Raw genomic sequence first — 17,166 nt, forward strand, 5'->3', positions numbered from 1 at the left:
CTCGTCACGCACCTTCTGTGCGGTGCTCGGGCGGCTGGGCACCCGCCGTCCGCTCGATGAAGGGCAGCGAGACGACCATGGTCAGGCCGCCTGCGGGGAGCCGTCGCCGTGTCCTCTCAGTGCGGCCGCGTGGTCTCGTGGGGGGCCGGCCGCTTGAGGGGCGCTGCGCCCGGCGGGGCCTGGAGGCTGCCGTAGCGCTCCATGCGCTGCCAGCGCAGCCGGGAGCCGGAGACGGCGGTGAAGACGGACTGGATCACCACCAGGTACATCAGCTGCCGGTAGACGAACTGCTGCAGCGGCAGGCTCCACAGCGGGCCGGGCCGCTCTCCGTCCAGGCGGAACGCGTACAGGCCCATGGCGAGTTGCAGCAGCAGGAAGCCGAGCCAGAGCCCGGTGATCCGGACCGGGTCGAGGAAGAGCAGCCCGTAGACCGCGAAGATGTCCACCACGGGTGCGAGCAGCGGCAGCAGCACCTGGAAGAGCAGCAGGTAGACCAAGCCGCGGCGGCCCAGTTTCCCGGCCGCGCCGCGCTGCACCAGCGCGCCGCGGTGCTTCCACATCGCCTGCAGGGTGCCGTAGCACCAGCGGTAGCGCTGCCGCCACAGGGCGTTCAGCGACGCGGGCGCCTCGGTCCAGGCCACCGCGCTCTCCTCGTAGACCACACGCCAGCCGGCGCGGCACAACGCCATCGTGAGGTCGGTGTCCTCGGCGAGGGTGACGTCACTGACGCCGCCGAGGGCGAGCAGCGCCCGGCGGCGGAACGCACCGACCGCCCCGGGGACGGTCGGCATGCATTCGGCGAGGTCGAACAGGCGGCGGTCGAGGTTGAAGCCGACCACGTACTCGATGTGCTGCCAACGGCCCAGCAGACCACCGCGGTTGACGACCTTGGCATTGCCCGAGACGGCACCCACCCGAGGGTCGGCGAAGGGCTGCACGAGCGTGCGGACGGTGCCGGGCTCGAAGACCGTGTCGCCGTCGACCATGACCACCAGCTCGCAGGTGGCCGCGGCGAGCCCCGTGTTGAGCGCGGCGGGCTTGCCCGCGTTCCGCTGCCGGACGACCCGCACGCCCGGCAGGTGAAGCGCTTCCACCAGGTCGGCGGTGCCGTCGGTGGAGCCGTCGTCCACCACGATGACCTCCACCGGATGGTCCGAGGCGAGCAGGGAGCGTACGGCCGCCTCGATGCCGGCGCTTTCGTTGTACGCGGGGACGATGACACTGACCGGTTCGGTCACCGGCGGCCCCCAGGAGCGGCTCCGTGAGCGCAGCCGCCGGTGCCGGCGGGCCGCGATGAGGACGACCGCCGCGCGCAGGACGCTGAGCGCGCCGGCCGTGTACATCAGCACGCCCAGCAGCCACACGGCCCGGTCACCGGCGTGCAGCACCTTGATGAGGGCCATCCCCTGCAGATGTACACCCAGCCCGGCGTGCTGGACGGGCCCGGCCATGCCGACCGCGGCGCCGACCGTCGCGAACCGGAAGCCCCGCGCCTTGAGCCGTGGGATCAGGGCGCTCAGTGCGGTGACGGTCTGGGACCGGTCGCCGCCGGCGTCGTGCATGAGCAGGATCTGCCCGAAGTGGCCGTGGGGGGTCGCGTTGGCGAGGATGCGTCGCGCTCCGGGGCGCTGCCAGTCCTCGGCGTCCTGGGTGGAGAGCACCGTGACGTAGCCTGCCGCGTCGGCCTGCTTGAGGACGGACCAGTCGGCGTCGTCCAGCGCGTCGTTCTGCGAGGAGTACGGCGGCCTGAGCAGTGCGGTGGTGACGCCGGCGGCGCCGGCCACCGCCAGCTGCGTCTCCCGGAGTTCCAGGGAGCGCTGCCACGGGGCGAGGCGGGCCAGGTCCGGATGGGTGAAGGTGTGGATACCGATCTGATGGCCTTCGGCGACGATCCGGCGGAGCAGCTCCGGGTGTGCCACGACCTGGGTACCGACGACGAAGAACGTCGCGTGCACATGGTTGCGGCGCAGTACGTCGAGGATGCGCGGTGTCCAGACGGGGTCGGGCCCGTCGTCGAAGGTGAGGGCGATGGTGCGGGCCTTGACCCGGGCGGTGTGCGCGAGAGTGGCGGCGTCCGCGATCACGGGACCGCCGTGGGTCACCTGGCTGGGCACCGTCTGGCTGCGCCCCCGGGCACCCGTCACAGCGTCCGACGTGATGCCGAACATGTGGTGGGTGTACCCCTGCAGCAGGAGGGCCGTCGACAGGGTCACCGTGAGCACGCTCAGCAGGAGCCAGTGGGTGCGGGGTGTCACCTGGCGGGCGCCGCCCGGGCGGCGGGCAGGAGCGTCGTGGTGTCGGCTGTCCGTCACGTCAGGGCCTCGGCTCACTTCACGGGTCTGTGGGACGAGCCGAGGGCGCGCCCCTTGGCGGAGGGGGCGGGTGGGGCCGTCGAGGCCGGGGCGGCGGTCCGGGCCGGGGACGTGGCCGAGGCCGTGGTGGCGCCCGTGGTGGGCGCAGCCGTGGACCGGGACGTGGCCGCGGGGGCGACGGCGGCCGGCGACCGGTCGGCGCGGCCGGGGGCCGTGCGCCCGGCGGTGCCGGAGTTCTTCCGTTCCGCGACGGGTCCGGGGTTCTTCCGCGCGTGCACGGTGGCCGGCGGGGAGTCGGGTGCGGTCGGCTCGGGCGTGGCCGAGCGCGGGGGATCCGCCTGCGGGACGAGCGGAGAGCTGATGGCGGGGCCGCCCAGCAGTGCGCTGATCAGCAGGGCGACATAGCCGCCGGCGGGGATCACCAGCAGGCGGGCGGTGCGGGCCACGCGCCGCTGGCGCCGCCCCGAGGAATCGACGAAGACCGGCCGCGCGGACTCCCGCTCGGAGGTGTCCGGCTCCGGCACGGGTGGGACGGCCGGGGCGCACGCCGGGAGCCGCACGGTGTCGGTGGTGACGCCCCCTCCGTACTCGTGGCCGTGGGCATACACGTGCCCCACACCGCCGTACGGATCCCCGCCGCACACCGCTCCGTCTTCGTCTGTCCACCGCACGAGTCGTGTCCCCTTGTCCTGGCCGACCGACACGGTCGCCCGCATGGACAGAGCGAAGGCGGCCGGAAGTGTTACACCTGCGGCTGACGGAGCGCACGAACCAGCTGGAAAGGGGCGATCCGAACAAGGTGGTGAGGCGAACGTGCCGATTCACGGGTCAGCTCGGCAGCCACTTCACCACCGCGTCACCACACGCGGCCGTCCCCGCGTAGAACGTCCTCAGCTCCTCGTGCGCCGCGGCGAACGCGGCCCGCGTCTCAGGCTCCACGGCCGCGCCGCCGTAGCGCGGCAGGAGTTCCCCGCGGGCGGATCCCCACAGCGCGTCGAAGTCGGCCGCGCTCAGGAACCCGGCCACCCTGCGGGCCTGGGCGGCCGTCAGCACCAGGAGCCGGGGCTGGTGCCGGTCGCGACGCAACACCGGTCGGCCGCCGAGCACCACCTGGGCCTGGGGCTGGTCCCCGGCGTGCTGCGGGGCTGCGCCGGCGTAGATGCGCTCCTGGTCCGCATAGCGCTCGTCCAGCGCCTCCTCACGGCACCGACCGCACGGGTGCCGGACCGCCTCCACCCCCTCCCCGAACTGTCGTTCCAGCCATGTCGCGCTGTTGCGCAGGGCCGGGGGCGGCACCGCGCGCAGACGGAGGTACGCACTCATGCCAGAGGAAGCGCACGGCGGCTCCGAAGCGTCACCCGGCTGCGGGATCCCCCCTCGGCAAGGCAGGGCACCTTGTGACACTTCCGCGACGGCAGACGCTGTTCACCACAGGGCCGTCCGTGCGACCGGAGCACGGTGGACGGCACGGACCCGCTGTGAACCCGGTGCGAACGAGGACGGTCTTGGGCCAAGTACGGCAACCCCGGCGCGTACAGACGTACGACGCGGAGTTGGGCGCCGCGGTCGCGCGGGCCCAGGACGGCGACGAGGCCGCTTTCGCGGTGGCCTACCGGCTGGTGCAGCCCGGTCTGCTCGGCTATCTGCACGGCCTGGTCCGTGAGGACGCGGAGGACGTCGCCTCCGACGCCTGGCTGGAGATAGCCCGCAGCCTCGGACGCTTCAAGGGCGACGGGGCCGGATTCCGTGGCTGGACCGCGACCATCGCCCGCCACCGCGCCCTGGACCACCTGCGCCGCCAGCGCACACGGCCCCGGGCCGGCGGGACCGAACAGGACGTACTGCACCTGCCCGCACAGCACGACACTCACGACCAGGCCCTGGAGTCCCTCTCCACCGAGCAGGCTCTGGAGCTGGTCCGCGCACTGCCCCGGGACCAGGCCGAGGCCGTGCTCCTGCGGGTCGTCGTCGGCCTCGACGGACCCGCCGCCGCACGCGTCCTCGGCAAGCGTCCGGGAGCAGTGCGCACGGCCACCCACCGGGGCCTGAAGCGTCTCGCCCGCCAGCTGGGCGTCGACGGGGAGGCGGACGACGGCGTGACGGATGGGACCTCCCGAACCCTGAGGGAGTGGGCATGAACGACGCGGGCGGCCTCGAGCGGCCGGAACGTGCCGGGCGCGGCACCCCGCCGCATCAGAACGGTCGGACAGGGACGGAAGCGGGCATGGGTGAACGGCTGAGCCGCGACGGTGTCCCGGTCCGTCACCGGCACGCGCGCCCTGGCCGCACCGGGCCCGGCCCGTCGGGCACGCATGACTCCGCCGCGCTGGAAACGGCGCTGGCCTCCGCACTGCGCACGGACCGCCTCGACCCCGAGGCCGAACAGCGGGCCCTGGCCGTGTTCCGGGCCGCCGCCCAGGGAGCGGGCGCACGCCGGACACGTACCCGGCGGCGGGACGACTGGCGGCCGGCCGAGGAGCGGCGCGTCAGGCGCCCGGTCCGGCTGACGTTCGGCGCGGCGTTCGCCAGCCTCGCGCTGGGCGGTGTCGCGGTGGCGGCCATCGGCTCCGCCGGCTCACCCGAGGGCGGCGCCGGTGCCGGCCGGAAGACCGCGCCCCCCTCGGCTGTCGCCCCACACCAGCCGGGCGGTACGGCTTCGCCGGCGTCCTCCGGCGGCCCCAGACCGGCGGGCCGCCCCTCCCCCGGCCAGGACACCGAGGCCCACTGCCGCGCCTACGAGCGGGTCGACCAGCACGGCAAGGCGCTCGACGCGACGGCCTGGCGCGGGCTCGTCACCGCCGCCGGCGGAAAGGACAAGGTCGCCGCGTACTGCTCCGAGCAGCTGACGCGGGCGACGGCCGAGCCGAGAGGTTCGGCCGGCACGGGCAGACCCGGCAAGCGTGCCGCACACCCCGGCAACGGCACAGCGGGCGACACCGGCGTACCCGGCCATGGCGCGTCCGGCACCGGTACGTCCGCCGCCCACCCCGGCAGCACGCACGACACGGCCGGGAACGGCGGGGCGAACGGCGGCGGGAAGGGCGGCGGCGGACACCCGTAGCGCCGGTGGCCGGCGACCGGAGAACTCCGGGGACGTCGCCCACGGTGAGGTGGCGCCCGGCCATGCCGTATCACACCTCAGCGGCGGACACGGGAGAGTGCGGGTGGTGTTGCCCCTCGGGAGTGCGGCTCTCACGCGATCCGTTCCCCGTCGGGGTGGTCGGTGGACTTCGACAGCTCGTCCCAGGCGGCTGTCTCCGCATCGAAGGCGGAGCGGGCGTCGGCGACGAGGCGGAGGGCGTCGCTGCCGAGGATGAGGTGGGTCGGCGGCTTTTCGGCCTCCACGACGGCGAGCAGGGCGCGGCCGGCCTGGGCGGGATCGCCGAGCTGCCGACCGCGCATGTCGAGGCGGCGTTCGCGGATCGGGGCGAAGACCGGGTCGTAGTCGGCGATGGTGCTCTCCACGCGGTGCATGGAGCGGCCGGCCCAGTCGGTGCGGAAGGAGCCGGGCTCGATCGCCGTGACGTGCAGGCCGAACGCTGCGACCTCTGAGGCGAGTGTGGCCGCGATGCCCTCGACGGCGAACTTGGAGCCGTGATAGGCGGCCAGGCCGGGGAAGGCGCGCAGACCTCCCATGGAGGTGATGAACAGGATGTGCCCGGCACGGCGCTCGCGCATGCGGGGCAGGACGGCCTGGGTGACCGCGACGACGCCGAAGACGTTGACGTCGAACTGGTGGCGGAAGGTGTCGAGCGGGGTTTCCTCGAAGGTGCCCTCGACGCCGTAGCCGGCGTTGTTGACGAGTACGTCGATGGGGCCCACCTTGTCCTCGACCGCTGCGACGGTCTGCGCGACGGCATCGGTGTCGGTGACGTCCAGCACACGGGCGTGAGCGCGGTCCGGCGCGAGCTGCTCGAAGACGGCGACCTGGTCCGGGTTGCGCACGGTGCCGATGACGGTGTGGCCGGCCTCCAGGGCGGCGGTGGCGAAGGCGCGGCCGAGGCCGCTGCTCACGCCGGTGATGAGAAACGTGCGGGACATGTGTCTCTCCGTGGGGATCGGAAGTGCCGGACGGGTGGAGCGCACAAGCGTCGGTGTCGCCGTCAACGGCTGTTCGCGGACACCTCGTTCGACGTGGTGACCGGACCGGTGGAACGGTGCTGCACCGCCGAGCCTTCCACGGGCTTGGACCTCGCCAGCCACAGGCCGGTGAACACGGCGGTGGCCAGGGTGACGGTGCCGGCAGCGACGAAGGCGCTGTCGAGGCCGGTCTCGAAGGAGGCGCCGCCGGATTGCCGGGTGCGGACGACGGCTCCGAGTACCGCCACGCCGAGCACCGCGCCGATCTGCCGGGTGGTGCTGCTGATGCCAGAGGCGAGGCCGCCTTCTTGCGGGCTGACCGCTTGGATGGCGGCACCGGTCAGCGGGGACATGGCCAGGGCGAAGCCGATGCCGACGACTCCCAGCCGCCACCACACGTTCCCGTAACCGGTGTCGGCGTGCACCATGCCCAGCGCCAGCAGCCCCCCTCCGGCCAGGGCCAGACCGATGGTGACCACGGCACGGAAGCCGTACCGGGCGGCGAGCCGGCCCGCGAACGGGCTGACGATCACCATGGCGAGGGAGGCGGGGAGGGTCTGCAGGGCGGCGCGCAGGATCGAGCTGCCCTGGACGTACACGAAGAACTGGGAGAAGAAGAACGACGAGCCCATGAGCGCGAACCCCACCACGATCATGGCGGTGTTGGACACGGTGAACAGCCGCTGCCGGAACAGCCTCAGCGGCAGCATCGGTGCGGAGCGACGCGCTTCGACGGCGACGAAGCCGGCGAGGAGGATCGCCGCGGCGGCGAAGCTTCCCAGGATGGCCGGTGCGGTCCAGCCGCGGGCGCCACCCTCGGTCAGCCCGTAGGTCAGTGCCCCCACCGCCAGAACGGACAGCACCGTCCCCGGGATGTCGATCGCGGGGGCGTTCGGATTGCGGGACTCGTCGAGGTGGCGCAGTCCGACCAGCAGCAGGATCACGCCGATGGGCAGATTGACCAGGAAGATGGCGGGCCAGCCGAAGGCATCCGTCAGCACGCCGCCGGCCACGGGTCCGGCGACCAGGCCTATTCCGCTGAATCCGGCCCACAGCCCGATCGCCTTGATGCGTTCCTGAGGCACGGGATAGGCGGCGGCGAGCAGGGCCAGCGAGGCGGGGCTCAGCGCCGAGGCCCCGATGCCCTGCAGCACCCGGCCGGCGATCAGCCATCCGGCCGAGGGCGCGAGGCTGCACAGTACCGACGCGGCGGTGAACACCACCGCACCGGCCAGGTACACCCGCTTGCGGCCGAACCGGTCGGCGAAGACGCCACCGGACAGCAGCAGCATGGCGACCAGCAGCACGTACGCGTCGACGATCCACTGCAGACCGGTCAGTTGGGTGTGCAGCCGGTGCTGCATGTCGGGCAGCGCTGCCCCGACGATCGTGTTGTCGAGCAGCACCATGAACTGACCCAGGCAGGTCACCGTGAGCAGCACGGCCCGGTTCGGTCGGCTGCCTACGGCCGTAGGCGATGCGGCCACGGGGATTCCCCTCCATCGGTGGTTGCGCCCCTCCACGACCGACGCGGTCAGCCTCTGGGCGCGCTAACGCAGTCGCTGACTGCGTTAGGCGACTGTAGGGAGGCTCGCCCCACTAACGCAAGTGCCAACTGCGTTAAGGTGGGGGCATGGACGAGCGACAGCGAGCCCGGCGACCCGGCGGGCGCGGCGCCCGCGTCGGCGCGGCGGTACACCAGGCCGTCACCGACTTGATCAGCGAGCGCGGCTACGGCAAGTTCACCGTCGGCGACGTCGCAGCCCGCGCGGGCGTGGCCGACAGCAGCGTCTACCGCCGGTGGGGCAGCCTGGAAACGCTGCTCACCGACGTGGCGCTCACCCGCCTCAACGAGCGGTCACCGATGCCCGACACCGGGAGTCTGGCCGGCGACCTGCGCGCCTACGCGGCCCAAGTGGCCCGCGAGATCACCGGACCCGAGGGCCTGGCGTTGGTGCGCCTGGCCGTCGCCCTGTCGAGCACCGGTCAGCAGGGCCGGCAGGCGCGTGACGACCTCCTCGCCGCACGCACCCGGCAACTGCAGTCCATGCTCGATCGCGCCCGCGAACGCGGCGAGCACGCACCCGACGCGTACGACGTGCTGGACCACGTGCTGGCCCCGATGTACATCCGCGTCCTGTTCGGCGTGGGCCCGCTCACCCCGGACTACGTCGACGGGCTGGTCGACCGATTGCTGTGAAGTGACATAGCGTCAGGTGACGCTCCGGCCGTGTTCAAGCGGGCCGATCCCCAACGGGGCCCCGGAAACGATCGAGAGGCCGCTCCAGATCCCTCTGAAACGACCTCTGACCCGCGACTCCGCAAAGTCGGGACGACAGGATTTGAACCTGCGACCCCTTGACCCCCAGTCAAGTGCGCTACCAAGCTGCGCCACGTCCCGGTGCCGTTTGACCTGGGATTTCCCCGGTCGAAACGCGCAGAGAAACCATACCGCACTCGGATCGGTGATCGCGCCTCACTTTTCCCGTTGACCTCAAGCTTGGTTGAGGTTGCACGATCACGGTATGACGATCACAGCGGACCACGGCCGCACGTACGGCCACGACGACCTGCCCGGCCTGATGAGTCTCATGACGGGCGACGAGAAGCACGGCCCCGCGGCCACCTCCACGCTCGACGTGCTGTGGGTGCTCTACGACCGGGTCCTGCGCATCACGCCGGAGCGCCGGGAGGATCCGCACCGGGACCGGTTCCTGCTGAGCAAGGGGCACGGACCCATGGCGTACTACGCGGTGCTCGCCGCGAAGGGCTTCCTGCCCGTCGACTGGCTGCCCGGCTTCGGCGCGTACGACTCCCCGCTCGGACATCACCCGGACCGCGTGCTGGTGCCGGGGGCCGAGATCGGCAGCGGGTCGCTCGGACACGGGCTGCCGATCGCCGTGGGCAGCGCCTTGGGACTGCGGGCGCAGGGGCTGCACGACCCCGCGGTGTGGGTGCTGATCGGGGACGCCGAGCTGGACGAGGGCAGCAATCACGAGGCGATCGCGTTCGCCGGGCCCGCGGGCCTGGAGCGGCTGCACACCGTGGTCGTCGACAACTCCTCCGCCAGCCATGCACGGCCCGGCGGGATCGCCGCCCGGTTCGAGGCCGGGGGCTGGTCCGCGGTGACCGTCGACGGGCGCGATCACGAGGCCCTGTACGCCGCGTTCACCGCAGCGCACCCCGGGCGCCCGCATGTGGTCGTGGCCCGCGTCGAGCCGAAGAACGCCTGACTCCCACCCACGCTCCGGAAAGGGCACACCTTCATGGACACCATGCGTGACCGCTTCGCCCCCGTCGTCTCCCGTCTGCTGGACGAGGACCCCCGGGTCGCGGTCGTCCTCGCCGAGATAGGCAAGGACGGCTTCCGCGAGGCCATGGCCCGGCATCCCGACCGGGTGATCAACGTCGGCATCCGCGAGCAGCTGCTGGTCGGGGCGGCGGCGGGGCTGGCGCTCACCGGGCTGCGGCCGGTCGTGCACACCTTCGCCAGCTTCCTGGTGGAGCGGCCGTTCGAGCAGGTCAAGCTGGATCTCGGGCACCAGAACGCGGGGGCGGTGCTGGTGAGCGCGGCCGCCTCCTTCGACTGGCCGGCCGGTGGTTTCACACACATGGCGCCCGGCGATGTGGCCCTGCTCGACACGCTGGACGGCTGGACCGTGCACGTGCCCGGGCATCCCGACGAGGCCGAGACGCTGCTGCGCCACGCGGTCGCCGCGGGCGACGAAAAGGTGTACGTACGGCTCTCCACGCAGGCCAACCGGCAGGGCCGGGAGATCGACGGCACACACGCCGTGACGGTCCGCGAGGGCCGCTCGGGCGTCGTCGTCGCCGTCGGCCCGATGCTGGACGCCGTCCTCGCCGCCACGGAGGGGCTGGACGTGACGGTTCTGTACGCGACGACCGTACGGCCCTTCGACGCGGCGGGTCTGCGCCGTGCGACTCGGGCCGCGGGTACCGACGTCGTGCTGGTCGAGCCGTACCTCGCGGGGACGTCGACGGGCGCGGTGAGCGAAGCGCTGCACGACGTGCCGCACCGGGTGCTGGGCCTCGGCGTCGGCCGTCGCGAGCTGCGCCGCTACGGGACGATCGAGGAACACGTGTCCGCCCACGGCCTGGACCCGGCAGCCCTGCGCGAGCGGATCGGCCGCTTCACGGACCCCACCCCGCGAACCGGTTGAGCGCCGTACGCGGCTACGGCCGCGTGGGCGCCCAAGTCCCGTGACCACACGGCCCGCACGCCGGTCTCGGCCGCGCGCACCGGGATTCTCACTCGCCGGGCGGCAGCCCCAACTCGGGGTGGGCGTCGAGGAGTCGGGGCGGGGCGGCCTGCCGCCAGGAGTCGGCCAGGATGTCGCGCAGCTCGTCCTCGTCCTCCAGCGCGGCGAGTCTCGCTCTGACCCAGGCGAACTGGGCCTCGTGCCCGGCGATCCAGAACTTCTCCGGCTCGGCCATGACCAACTCGTCGCGCTCCTCCTTGGGGCAGCGCACAGCGAGGGACGTCTCGTCCTCGGGCAGGGTCGCGAACATCTTCCCGGCCACCCGGAACGTGGGCATGCTCCAGGCGGTCTTCTCGGTGGTGTCCGGCAGGGACAGGGCGATACGGCGTACGTCTTCTGCGTCCGGCATGCAACGCACCGTAGCCCCTGCCACTGACAGTCACCCGGCCAGGCGCTTGAAGTACAGCGTCGTGGGCCGCAACTCGCCCGCCGGGCTCGCCGCGTAGTCGGGGATGGTGCCGGCCTCGGTCCAGCCGGCCGAGCGGTAGAGGTGCTCGGCGGGGCTGCCGGTCTCGGTGTCGAGGTGCAGCAGGGTGACGCCGGCGGCAGCGGCCGCGCCCTCGGCGGTGGCGAGGAGCCGGCGGCCGAGTCCCTGCCCGCGCGCGGAGCGGTGCACCATCAGTTTCACCACTTCCGCCCGGTGGCGGCTGTTCGGCTTGTCGGGGTGGGCCAGGCTCACGGTGCCGGCCGGCCGCCCGGTGTCGTCGACGGCCGCCCACACGGCGAGCCGCCCCGCCGCCGTCGCCTCCGCCCGCTCCCGCCACCAGGCGGCGGCCTCCTCGTGCCCGAGCGGGGCGAGGAAGCCGACCGAGGCACCACCGGCCACGGTGTCCGTCAGCAGCTCCGCCAGCTCCCCGGCGCGCCGCCGCAGCCGCGCGGCGTTCCAGCGCTCCACCCTCACGGCCGCACCACCGCCAGCACATAGCGCGCCTCGACGTCCGCGCGGCACCGGAACCGGGTCGGGCCGAAGACCCGCATCCGCAGGCAGTCGCCGGTGTCCAGGTCGTGGGCCTGTTCCCCGACGGTCACCTCCAGGGCGCCGTCGAGTACCCACAGATGCTGTTCCAGCCCGGCCACCGGCGGGCGGTCGTAGGCGATGCAGGCGCCCGGCGCGAGCCGGCCCTCGACCAGTTCGCCGCGGAGCCCCGCGTGCGGCGGGGACACGGAGCGCCGGACGAAACCCGAGCCGGGGTCCCGCCAGATCCGCTGGCCGGCGGCCCGGACCAGTGGCGCGGGTGCCGCCTCGACCTCGCTGAGCAGCTGGGACATGGTGCGGCCGTAGACATGGCAGAGCCGGTTCAGCACGGCGGCGGTGGGGCTGATCTCGGCGCGTTCGGCACGCGACAGGGTCGACCGGCTCACTCCGCTGCGGTCGGCCAACTCCCCCAGCGACCAACCGTGCTGGGTGCGCAGTGCGGCCAGCCGGGAGCCGAGGCGGGTGTCGAGGGCATCCTCCGGGCTTCTCATATCCGGGACGCTATCCCGGATATGAGACAGGCGCGTTACGGAGACCTCACGCGTCCTGCGCGGCCCGCCCCAGCGCCTCCAGCACCGGCCGGATCAGCGGGTGCTCCTCGGCACCGCGCCGTACGGCGGCGAACACCCGGCGGGTCGGGGCCACGCCGTCCACGGGGCGTACGACGACGCCGGTGAGGTCCATGCCGTTCAGGGCGGAGCGCGGTACGAGGGCCACCCCCACGTCGGCCGAGGCGAGGGCCACGACGGCACGGAAGTCGTCGGAGGAGTGCTCCAGACGGGGCTGGAAGCCGGCGTGCTCGCAGGCCAGGACGACCACGTCGTGGCAGGGATTGCCCGGGTAAGGGCCGATCCACGCGTCCTTGGCGAGCTCCGCCAGGGGGATCTCGGCGGCGTCCGCGAGGCGGTGGCCGAGGGGGACGACCGCGTCGAACGGCTCGGCGTACAGCGGGAGATGGGCGAGCCGCGGGTCGTCGGCGGGCGGGGCGCCGCGGTACTCCACGGCGACCGCCACGTCGACCTGACGGTCCAGCACCATGGGCAGGCTCGCGTCGCCCTCGGCGTCCTGGACGCGGATGCGGATGCCGGGGGCGAAGTGGGCGAGCCGGGCCACGGCCGGCGCCACGACCTGGGCGATGCCGGTGGCGAAGGCGGCGACGGTGACCGTGCCCGCCTCGCCCGAGCCGTAGGCCGCCAGCTCCGCCTCGGCCCGCTCCAGCTGGGCGAGGACGGCGTTGGTGTGGCTGAGCAGGATCTCGCCGGCCGGGGTGAGCCGTACACCCTTGGCGCCGCGCTCGACCAGCCGGTGGCCGGTCTCCTGCTCCAGGGCCGTGAGCTGCTGGGAGACGGCCGAGGGGGTGAGATAGAGCGCGGCGGCCGCCGCGGTGACCGTGCGGTGGTCGGCCACCGCACGGAGGATGTGGAGCCGCCGTGCCTCGATCATGCCGTCCATTATCCCAGGGCGTCCGCCCTGGTCAGGCCTCCAGTTCGGCGCGCGCCGCGACGAACGCGTCGACCGCGCGGTCGACGTCGTCCGTGGAGTGCGCGGCGGACAGCTGGACGCGGATGCGGGCCTGGCCCTGCGGGACGACCGGGTAGGAGAAGCCGATCACGTACACGCCCCGCTCCAGGAGCAGCTCGGCCATGCGGGCCGCCTTCGCCGCGTCACCGATCATGACGGGGGCGATGGCGTGGTCGCCGGGGAGGACGTCGAAGCCCTCCTCGGTCATCCGGCGGCGGAACAGCGCGGTGTTCTCGGCGAGCCGCACGCGCAGGTCGTCGGCGGACTCCAGCAGGTCGAGGACCTTCAGGGAGGCGGCGGCGATCACCGGGGCGAGGGTGTTGGAGAACAGGTACGGCCGGGAGCGCTGGCGCAGCAGGGCGACGATCTCGGCGCGGGCGGCCACGTAGCCGCCGGAAGCACCGCCGAGGGCCTTGCCGAGCGTGCCGGTGATGATGTCCACGCGGTCCATGACGCCGTGCAGCTCGGGGGTGCCGCGGCCGGTCGGGCCGACGAAGCCGACGGCGTGCGAGTCGTCGACCATGACCATGGCGTCGTAGCGGTCGGCGAGGTCGCAGATCTCCGCCAGCGGCGCCACATAGCCGTCCATGGAGAAGACGCCGTCGGTGACGATCAGGCGGCGGCGGGCGTCGGACGCCTCCTTGAGCTTGGCCTCCAGGTCGGCGAGGTCGCGGTTGGCGTAGCGGAAGCGGCGGGCCTTGGACAGGCGGATGCCGTCGATGATGGAGGCGTGGTTGAGGGCGTCGGAGATCACCGCGTCCTCCTCGCCGAGCAGCGTCTCGAAGACACCGCCGTTGGCGTCGAAGCAGGAGGAGTACAGGATCGTGTCCTCCTGGCCGAGGAACGCCGACAGCCGGGTCTCCAGCTCCTTGTGGACCTCCTGGGTGCCGCAGATGAAGCGGACGGAGGCCATGCCGTAGCCCCAGCGGTCCAGGGCCTGGTGGGCGGCGGCGATCACCTCGGGGTGGTCGGCGAGGCCGAGGTAGTTGTTGGCGCAGAAGTTGAGGACCTCGCCGGGGCGGCCGCCGGCGGTGACGTTGACGGTCGCGGACTGCGGGGTGCCGATGATCCGCTCGGGCTTGTGCAGGCCGGCGGCGCGGATCTCGTCGAGGGTGGCGCGCAGGTCGTCGCGTACGGTGTCGAACATGGGGGTCTCCTGAAGGCCTGAAGGTGCTTGCGGGTGAAGGGGTTACGCAGTCCAGTCGAGGATGACCTTGCCGCCGGTGCCGCTGGCGGCGTCCGCGAACGCGGCCTCGAAGTCGCGGTAGCCGTACCGGCCCGTGATCACGGGGGCGAGGTCCAGGCCGCCCTCCAGCAGCACTGACATCGCGTACCAGGTCTCGAACATCTCGCGGCCGTAGATGCCCTTGATGGTGATCATCGAGGTGACGATCCGCGCCCAGTCGACCGGGAAGTCCTCGGCGGGCAGGCCGAGCATCGCGATCCGGCCGCCGTGCGTCATGTTGGCGATCATGTCCCGCATGGCCTCGGGCCGGCCGGACATCTCCAGGCCGATGTCGAAGCCCTCGCGCAGACCCAGCTCCCGCTGGCCGTCGGCGATCGAGGACTCGGCGACGTTCAGGGCCAGACTCACACCGATCTTCCGGGCGAGCTGGAGCCGCTCCTCGCTGACATCGGTGACGACGACGTTGCGGGCGCCGGCGTGCCGGGCCACCGCGGCCGCCATCAGGCCGATCGGGCCCGCACCGGTGATCAGGACGTCCTCGCCGACCAGCGGGAACGACAGCGCGGTGTGCACGGCGTTGCCGAACGGGTCGAAGATCGCGGCGACGTCGAGGTCGACGGGGACGCGGTGCACCCAGACGTTGGACGCGGGCAGGGCGACGTACTCGGCGAAGGCACCGTCGCGGCCGACGCCGAGACCGACGGTGGCCCGGCACAGGTGGCGGCGACCCGCCAGACAGTTGCGGCACTTGCCGCAGACCAGATGGCCCTCGCCGCTGACCCGGTCGCCGATACGGATGTCGGCCACGTCCCGGCCGACCTCGACGACCTGCCCGACGAACTCGTGCCCGACGACGAGCGGCGTGCGGATCGCCTGCTGCGCCCAGCCGTCCCAGGCCCGGATGTGCAGATCGGTGCCGCAGATACCGGTCCGCATGACCTTGATCAGTACGTCACCGGGACCGACCTCCGGCTCCGGGACGTCCGTCAGCCAGAGTCCCGGCTCTGCCTTGTCCTTGACCAGCGCCTTCACGCTTCAGGCTCCTGTGGGTGAGGTCCCGGCCCGCGGGCATGCCGAACAAGCCCGCACCGGGTCAGAGGGGTGGAATCACCCTGCAATCTGCCGTATGCGCGGGCCGCGGGTCCATCGAGCTTTTCTTAACCGCCGCCTCAGCTTTCCTTCACGCCCCTTGTGCCGACTGGGCAGACGGGCCGTCGTCGTCCGTCACAGCGGCAGACCGTCCTCGGCGCTTCGTTCGAGGCGTACGACGAGATCGGCGGCCAGCGCCTTGACGGTCTCCAGGCCTTCCCTCCCCCAGACACGCGGGGACGTGTCGGCCGCGCACACGGTGCCGAGCGCCATGCCCGAGCTGTCGATGAGCGGGGCGCCGAGATAGGAGCGGATGCCGTACTCGTCCACGACCGGGTTTCCGGCGAACCGCGGATAGTCACGGACGTCCTCCAGCACCAGTGCCTTGCGGCGGACCACCACATGGGGGCAGAACCCGTGGTCGCGCGGCAGGACCCGGCCCAGCTCCGGCCTGCTGCCGTCCTCCCTGACGAACGGGGCGACGGCGGGGACGCACAGGCCCGCGAAGAACTGGAGGTCCTCGCCGATGAAGTTGACCATGGCGTAGGACGCGCCGGTGAGCCGGGCGAGATGGTCCGCGAATCCGTCCAGCACCGGGTCGGGACGGTCCACCAGACCGAGCAGGCGCAACCGGTGGACGCGCGCGGGGGCCTCCTTGTCCTCGGGGGTGAGCAGCAGGCCCCGGACCGGCCGGGGCGGCTCGTACGTCATGGCCGGGCTCCGGACCTGTGGGCGTACCTCATATAGCGGCTCCGTGGGCGATAGGGCGGGATCACATGTGGGCGCCATGGCTCGGCGCGGGCGCCGGCGCGTGGGCGAGGAGGTGGCGGACGAGGGTGAGCAGGGTCTGCACGCTGGAGCTGGAGATCCGGGCGTCGCACCGGACGACGGGGACGGCGGGGTCGAGGTCGATCGCGGCACGCACCTCGTCGGGGTCGTAGCGGTGGGCGCCGTCGAACTCGTTGACGGCGATGACGAAGCCGAGGCCGCGCTCCTCGAAGAAGTCCACGGCGGCGAAACAGTCCTGCAGCCGGCGGGTGTCGGCGAGGATCACCGCGCCGAGCGCGCCCTCGGACAGCTCGTCCCACATGAACCAGAACCGCTCCTGCCCCGGGGTGCCGAACAGGTACAGCACATGGTCCGGATCGAGGGTGATCCGGCCGAAGTCCATGGCGACGGTGGTCTCCATCTTGTTCTCGACGCCGTCGAGACTGTCCGTGCCGACACTGACCGTGGTGAGCAGCTCCTCCGTGCTGAGCGGCGCGATCTCGCTGACCGCGCCCACGAAGGTCGTCTTGCCGACCCCGAACCCGCCCGCCACCAGGATCTTCAGCGCGGTGGGGAACGGGTCAGAGCTGTCGTCGTAGTCCATCGAGCACTGCCTCCAGCAGAGACCGGTCAGTGGGTGTGTGGTGGAAGACGGGGGGCTTGGTGGTCAGCGCCCCGCAGTCGACGAGGTCCGAGAGCAGCACCTTGGTGACCACGGCGGGCAGCTTCAGATGGGCGGCGACCTCGGCGACCGAGACCGGCGCCCGGCACAGGTCGAGCGCCTGTGCGTGCTCGGGGCCGAGGTAGCCGAGCGGGGTGACGCCGGTGACCATCACCTGCGACATCAGGTCCAGGGCGATGCTGGGCTCGGTGCGTCCGTTGCTGACCGTGAACGGGCGCACCAGGCGTCCGGCCGCGTCGTCCAGCCAGGGTCCGTCGCCGGCTGCGGCCACG

Annotated in this window: 19 protein-coding genes and 1 tRNA gene; 5 read left to right on the forward strand and 15 right to left on the reverse strand. The window is 72.7% G+C overall.

The genetic code is table 11. From position 1 onward, the window contains the following. Positions 1-116: 116 nt before the first annotated feature. The 3 genes from IE244_RS25865 to IE244_RS25875 all read right to left on the reverse strand — a co-directional run bounded on the left by IE244_RS25865 (position 117) and on the right by IE244_RS25875 (position 3,635). Positions 117-2,312 (reverse strand): bifunctional polysaccharide deacetylase/glycosyltransferase family 2 protein, encoded by a 2,196-nt coding sequence (locus tag IE244_RS25865; protein ID WP_229854328.1) that lies wholly within the window; start codon positions 2,310-2,312, stop codon positions 117-119. A gap of 14 nt (positions 2,313-2,326) precedes the next feature. After that, positions 2,327-3,028, reverse strand: a complete 702-nt coding sequence (locus tag IE244_RS25870) for a hypothetical protein (protein WP_191875968.1) — start codon at positions 3,026-3,028, stop codon at positions 2,327-2,329. Between the two features lie 112 nt (positions 3,029-3,140). Then, positions 3,141-3,635 carry a DUF1877 family protein gene (locus IE244_RS25875; protein WP_191875969.1) on the reverse strand — a complete coding sequence of 165 codons (495 nt, stop codon included), beginning with the start codon at positions 3,633-3,635 and terminating at the stop codon, positions 3,141-3,143. Between the two features lie 182 nt (positions 3,636-3,817). On the opposite strand from IE244_RS25875, the gene IE244_RS25880 reads away from it, so the two are divergent. Together IE244_RS25880 and IE244_RS25885 are read left to right on the forward strand one after the other, a co-directional pair. Next, entirely contained in the window at positions 3,818-4,450 is a 633-nt protein-coding gene (locus IE244_RS25880) for an RNA polymerase sigma factor (protein WP_191875970.1), read from the forward strand. An 86-nt stretch (positions 4,451-4,536) separates the two neighbouring features. Further along, on the forward strand, positions 4,537-5,373 hold the full coding sequence (locus IE244_RS25885; protein ID WP_191875971.1) for a hypothetical protein: 837 nt from the start codon (positions 4,537-4,539) through the stop codon (positions 5,371-5,373). Positions 5,374-5,504: 131 nt separating this feature from the next. Here the strand turns inward: IE244_RS25885 and IE244_RS25890 are convergent, their stop codons facing one another. Both IE244_RS25890 and IE244_RS25895 read right to left on the reverse strand, forming a co-directional pair. Beyond that, the gene (locus IE244_RS25890) at positions 5,505-6,353 is read right to left on the reverse strand and encodes an oxidoreductase (RefSeq protein WP_191875972.1); all 849 of its coding nucleotides are present in this window, start codon (positions 6,351-6,353) and stop codon (positions 5,505-5,507) included. A 62-nt stretch (positions 6,354-6,415) separates the two neighbouring features. Next, complete coding sequence (locus IE244_RS25895; protein WP_268252914.1) at positions 6,416-7,879, reverse strand: MFS transporter; 1,464 nt, start codon at positions 7,877-7,879, stop codon at positions 6,416-6,418. A 146-nt stretch (positions 7,880-8,025) separates the two neighbouring features. Between IE244_RS25895 and IE244_RS25900 the strand changes: the two genes are divergently transcribed. Next, complete coding sequence (locus tag IE244_RS25900; RefSeq protein ID WP_191875973.1) at positions 8,026-8,592, forward strand: TetR/AcrR family transcriptional regulator; 567 nt, start codon at positions 8,026-8,028, stop codon at positions 8,590-8,592. A gap of 127 nt (positions 8,593-8,719) precedes the next feature. Here IE244_RS25900 and IE244_RS25905 read toward each other — a convergent pair. Next, positions 8,720-8,793, reverse strand: a tRNA-Pro gene (locus tag IE244_RS25905). A 124-nt stretch (positions 8,794-8,917) separates the two neighbouring features. Here IE244_RS25905 and IE244_RS25910 point away from each other — a divergent pair. Together IE244_RS25910 and IE244_RS25915 are read left to right on the forward strand one after the other, a co-directional pair. Next, entirely contained in the window at positions 8,918-9,625 is a 708-nt protein-coding gene (locus tag IE244_RS25910) for a thiamine pyrophosphate-binding protein (protein ID WP_191875974.1), read from the forward strand. A 33-nt stretch (positions 9,626-9,658) separates the two neighbouring features. Continuing rightward, the gene (locus tag IE244_RS25915; protein ID WP_191875975.1) at positions 9,659-10,573 is read left to right on the forward strand and encodes a transketolase family protein; all 915 of its coding nucleotides are present in this window, start codon (positions 9,659-9,661) and stop codon (positions 10,571-10,573) included. Between the two features lie 88 nt (positions 10,574-10,661). Here IE244_RS25915 and IE244_RS25920 read toward each other — a convergent pair whose 3' ends face one another. The 9 genes from IE244_RS25920 to IE244_RS25960 form a co-directional block, all read right to left on the reverse strand. Further along, on the reverse strand, positions 10,662-11,021 hold the full coding sequence (locus IE244_RS25920; RefSeq protein WP_191875976.1) for an MmcQ/YjbR family DNA-binding protein: 360 nt from the start codon (positions 11,019-11,021) through the stop codon (positions 10,662-10,664). Positions 11,022-11,051: 30 nt separating this feature from the next. Then, positions 11,052-11,567 carry a GNAT family N-acetyltransferase gene (locus IE244_RS25925; protein WP_373305775.1) on the reverse strand — a complete coding sequence of 172 codons (516 nt, stop codon included), beginning with the start codon at positions 11,565-11,567 and terminating at the stop codon, positions 11,052-11,054. Positions 11,568-11,569: 2 nt separating this feature from the next. After that, a complete protein-coding gene (locus tag IE244_RS25930; RefSeq protein ID WP_191875978.1) occupies positions 11,570-12,139 on the reverse strand; it encodes a helix-turn-helix domain-containing protein in 570 nt (189 codons plus the stop codon). Positions 12,140-12,185: 46 nt separating this feature from the next. Beyond that, entirely contained in the window at positions 12,186-13,091 is a 906-nt protein-coding gene (locus tag IE244_RS25935) for a LysR family transcriptional regulator (protein ID WP_191875979.1), read from the reverse strand. A gap of 31 nt (positions 13,092-13,122) precedes the next feature. Further along, positions 13,123-14,316 carry a glycine C-acetyltransferase gene (locus IE244_RS25940; protein ID WP_191875980.1) on the reverse strand — a complete coding sequence of 398 codons (1,194 nt, stop codon included), beginning with the start codon at positions 14,314-14,316 and terminating at the stop codon, positions 13,123-13,125. A gap of 42 nt (positions 14,317-14,358) precedes the next feature. Further along, positions 14,359-15,387: an L-threonine 3-dehydrogenase gene (gene tdh, locus IE244_RS25945; RefSeq protein WP_191875981.1), complete on the reverse strand. Its 1,029-nt coding sequence runs from the start codon at positions 15,385-15,387 to the stop codon at positions 14,359-14,361. A 192-nt stretch (positions 15,388-15,579) separates the two neighbouring features. Then, positions 15,580-16,155: a GAF domain-containing protein gene (locus tag IE244_RS25950; protein WP_191875982.1), complete on the reverse strand. Its 576-nt coding sequence runs from the start codon at positions 16,153-16,155 to the stop codon at positions 15,580-15,582. A gap of 61 nt (positions 16,156-16,216) precedes the next feature. Continuing rightward, entirely contained in the window at positions 16,217-16,816 is a 600-nt protein-coding gene (locus IE244_RS25955; RefSeq protein ID WP_191875983.1) for a GTP-binding protein, read from the reverse strand. Next, positions 16,794-17,165 carry a DUF742 domain-containing protein gene (locus IE244_RS25960; protein WP_191875984.1) on the reverse strand — a complete coding sequence of 124 codons (372 nt, stop codon included), beginning with the start codon at positions 17,163-17,165 and terminating at the stop codon, positions 16,794-16,796. Before IE244_RS25960 ends, IE244_RS25955 begins: the two co-directional genes overlap by 23 nt. Position 17,166: the final 1 nt, after the last annotated feature.

This window comes from Streptomyces filipinensis, from assembly GCF_014649495.1.
GTDB lineage: Bacteria > Actinomycetota > Actinomycetes > Streptomycetales > Streptomycetaceae > Streptomyces > Streptomyces filipinensis.

Excerpts from the sequence above, each read along its gene's own strand:
- IE244_RS25875 (WP_191875969.1), bottom strand. The coding sequence starts at position 3,635 with ATGAGTGCGTACCTCCGTCTGCGCGCGGTGCCGCCCCCGGCCCTGCGC.
- IE244_RS25955 (WP_191875983.1), bottom strand. The coding sequence starts at position 16,816 with ATGGACTACGACGACAGCTCTGACCCGTTCCCCACCGCGCTGAAGATC.
- IE244_RS25910 (WP_191875974.1), top strand. The coding sequence starts at position 8,918 with ATGACGATCACAGCGGACCACGGCCGCACGTACGGCCACGACGACCTG.
- IE244_RS25940 (WP_191875980.1), bottom strand. The coding sequence starts at position 14,316 with ATGTTCGACACCGTACGCGACGACCTGCGCGCCACCCTCGACGAGATC.
- IE244_RS25885 (WP_191875971.1), top strand. The coding sequence starts at position 4,537 with ATGGGTGAACGGCTGAGCCGCGACGGTGTCCCGGTCCGTCACCGGCAC.
- IE244_RS25890 (WP_191875972.1), bottom strand. The coding sequence starts at position 6,353 with ATGTCCCGCACGTTTCTCATCACCGGCGTGAGCAGCGGCCTCGGCCGC.
- IE244_RS25935 (WP_191875979.1), bottom strand. The coding sequence starts at position 13,091 with ATGATCGAGGCACGGCGGCTCCACATCCTCCGTGCGGTGGCCGACCAC.
- IE244_RS25915 (WP_191875975.1), top strand. The coding sequence starts at position 9,659 with ATGGACACCATGCGTGACCGCTTCGCCCCCGTCGTCTCCCGTCTGCTG.
- IE244_RS25900 (WP_191875973.1), top strand. The coding sequence starts at position 8,026 with ATGGACGAGCGACAGCGAGCCCGGCGACCCGGCGGGCGCGGCGCCCGC.
- IE244_RS25920 (WP_191875976.1), bottom strand. The coding sequence starts at position 11,021 with ATGCCGGACGCAGAAGACGTACGCCGTATCGCCCTGTCCCTGCCGGAC.
- IE244_RS25930 (WP_191875978.1), bottom strand. The coding sequence starts at position 12,139 with ATGAGAAGCCCGGAGGATGCCCTCGACACCCGCCTCGGCTCCCGGCTG.
- IE244_RS25950 (WP_191875982.1), bottom strand. The coding sequence starts at position 16,155 with ATGACGTACGAGCCGCCCCGGCCGGTCCGGGGCCTGCTGCTCACCCCC.
- IE244_RS25870 (WP_191875968.1), bottom strand. The coding sequence starts at position 3,028 with ATGCGGGCGACCGTGTCGGTCGGCCAGGACAAGGGGACACGACTCGTG.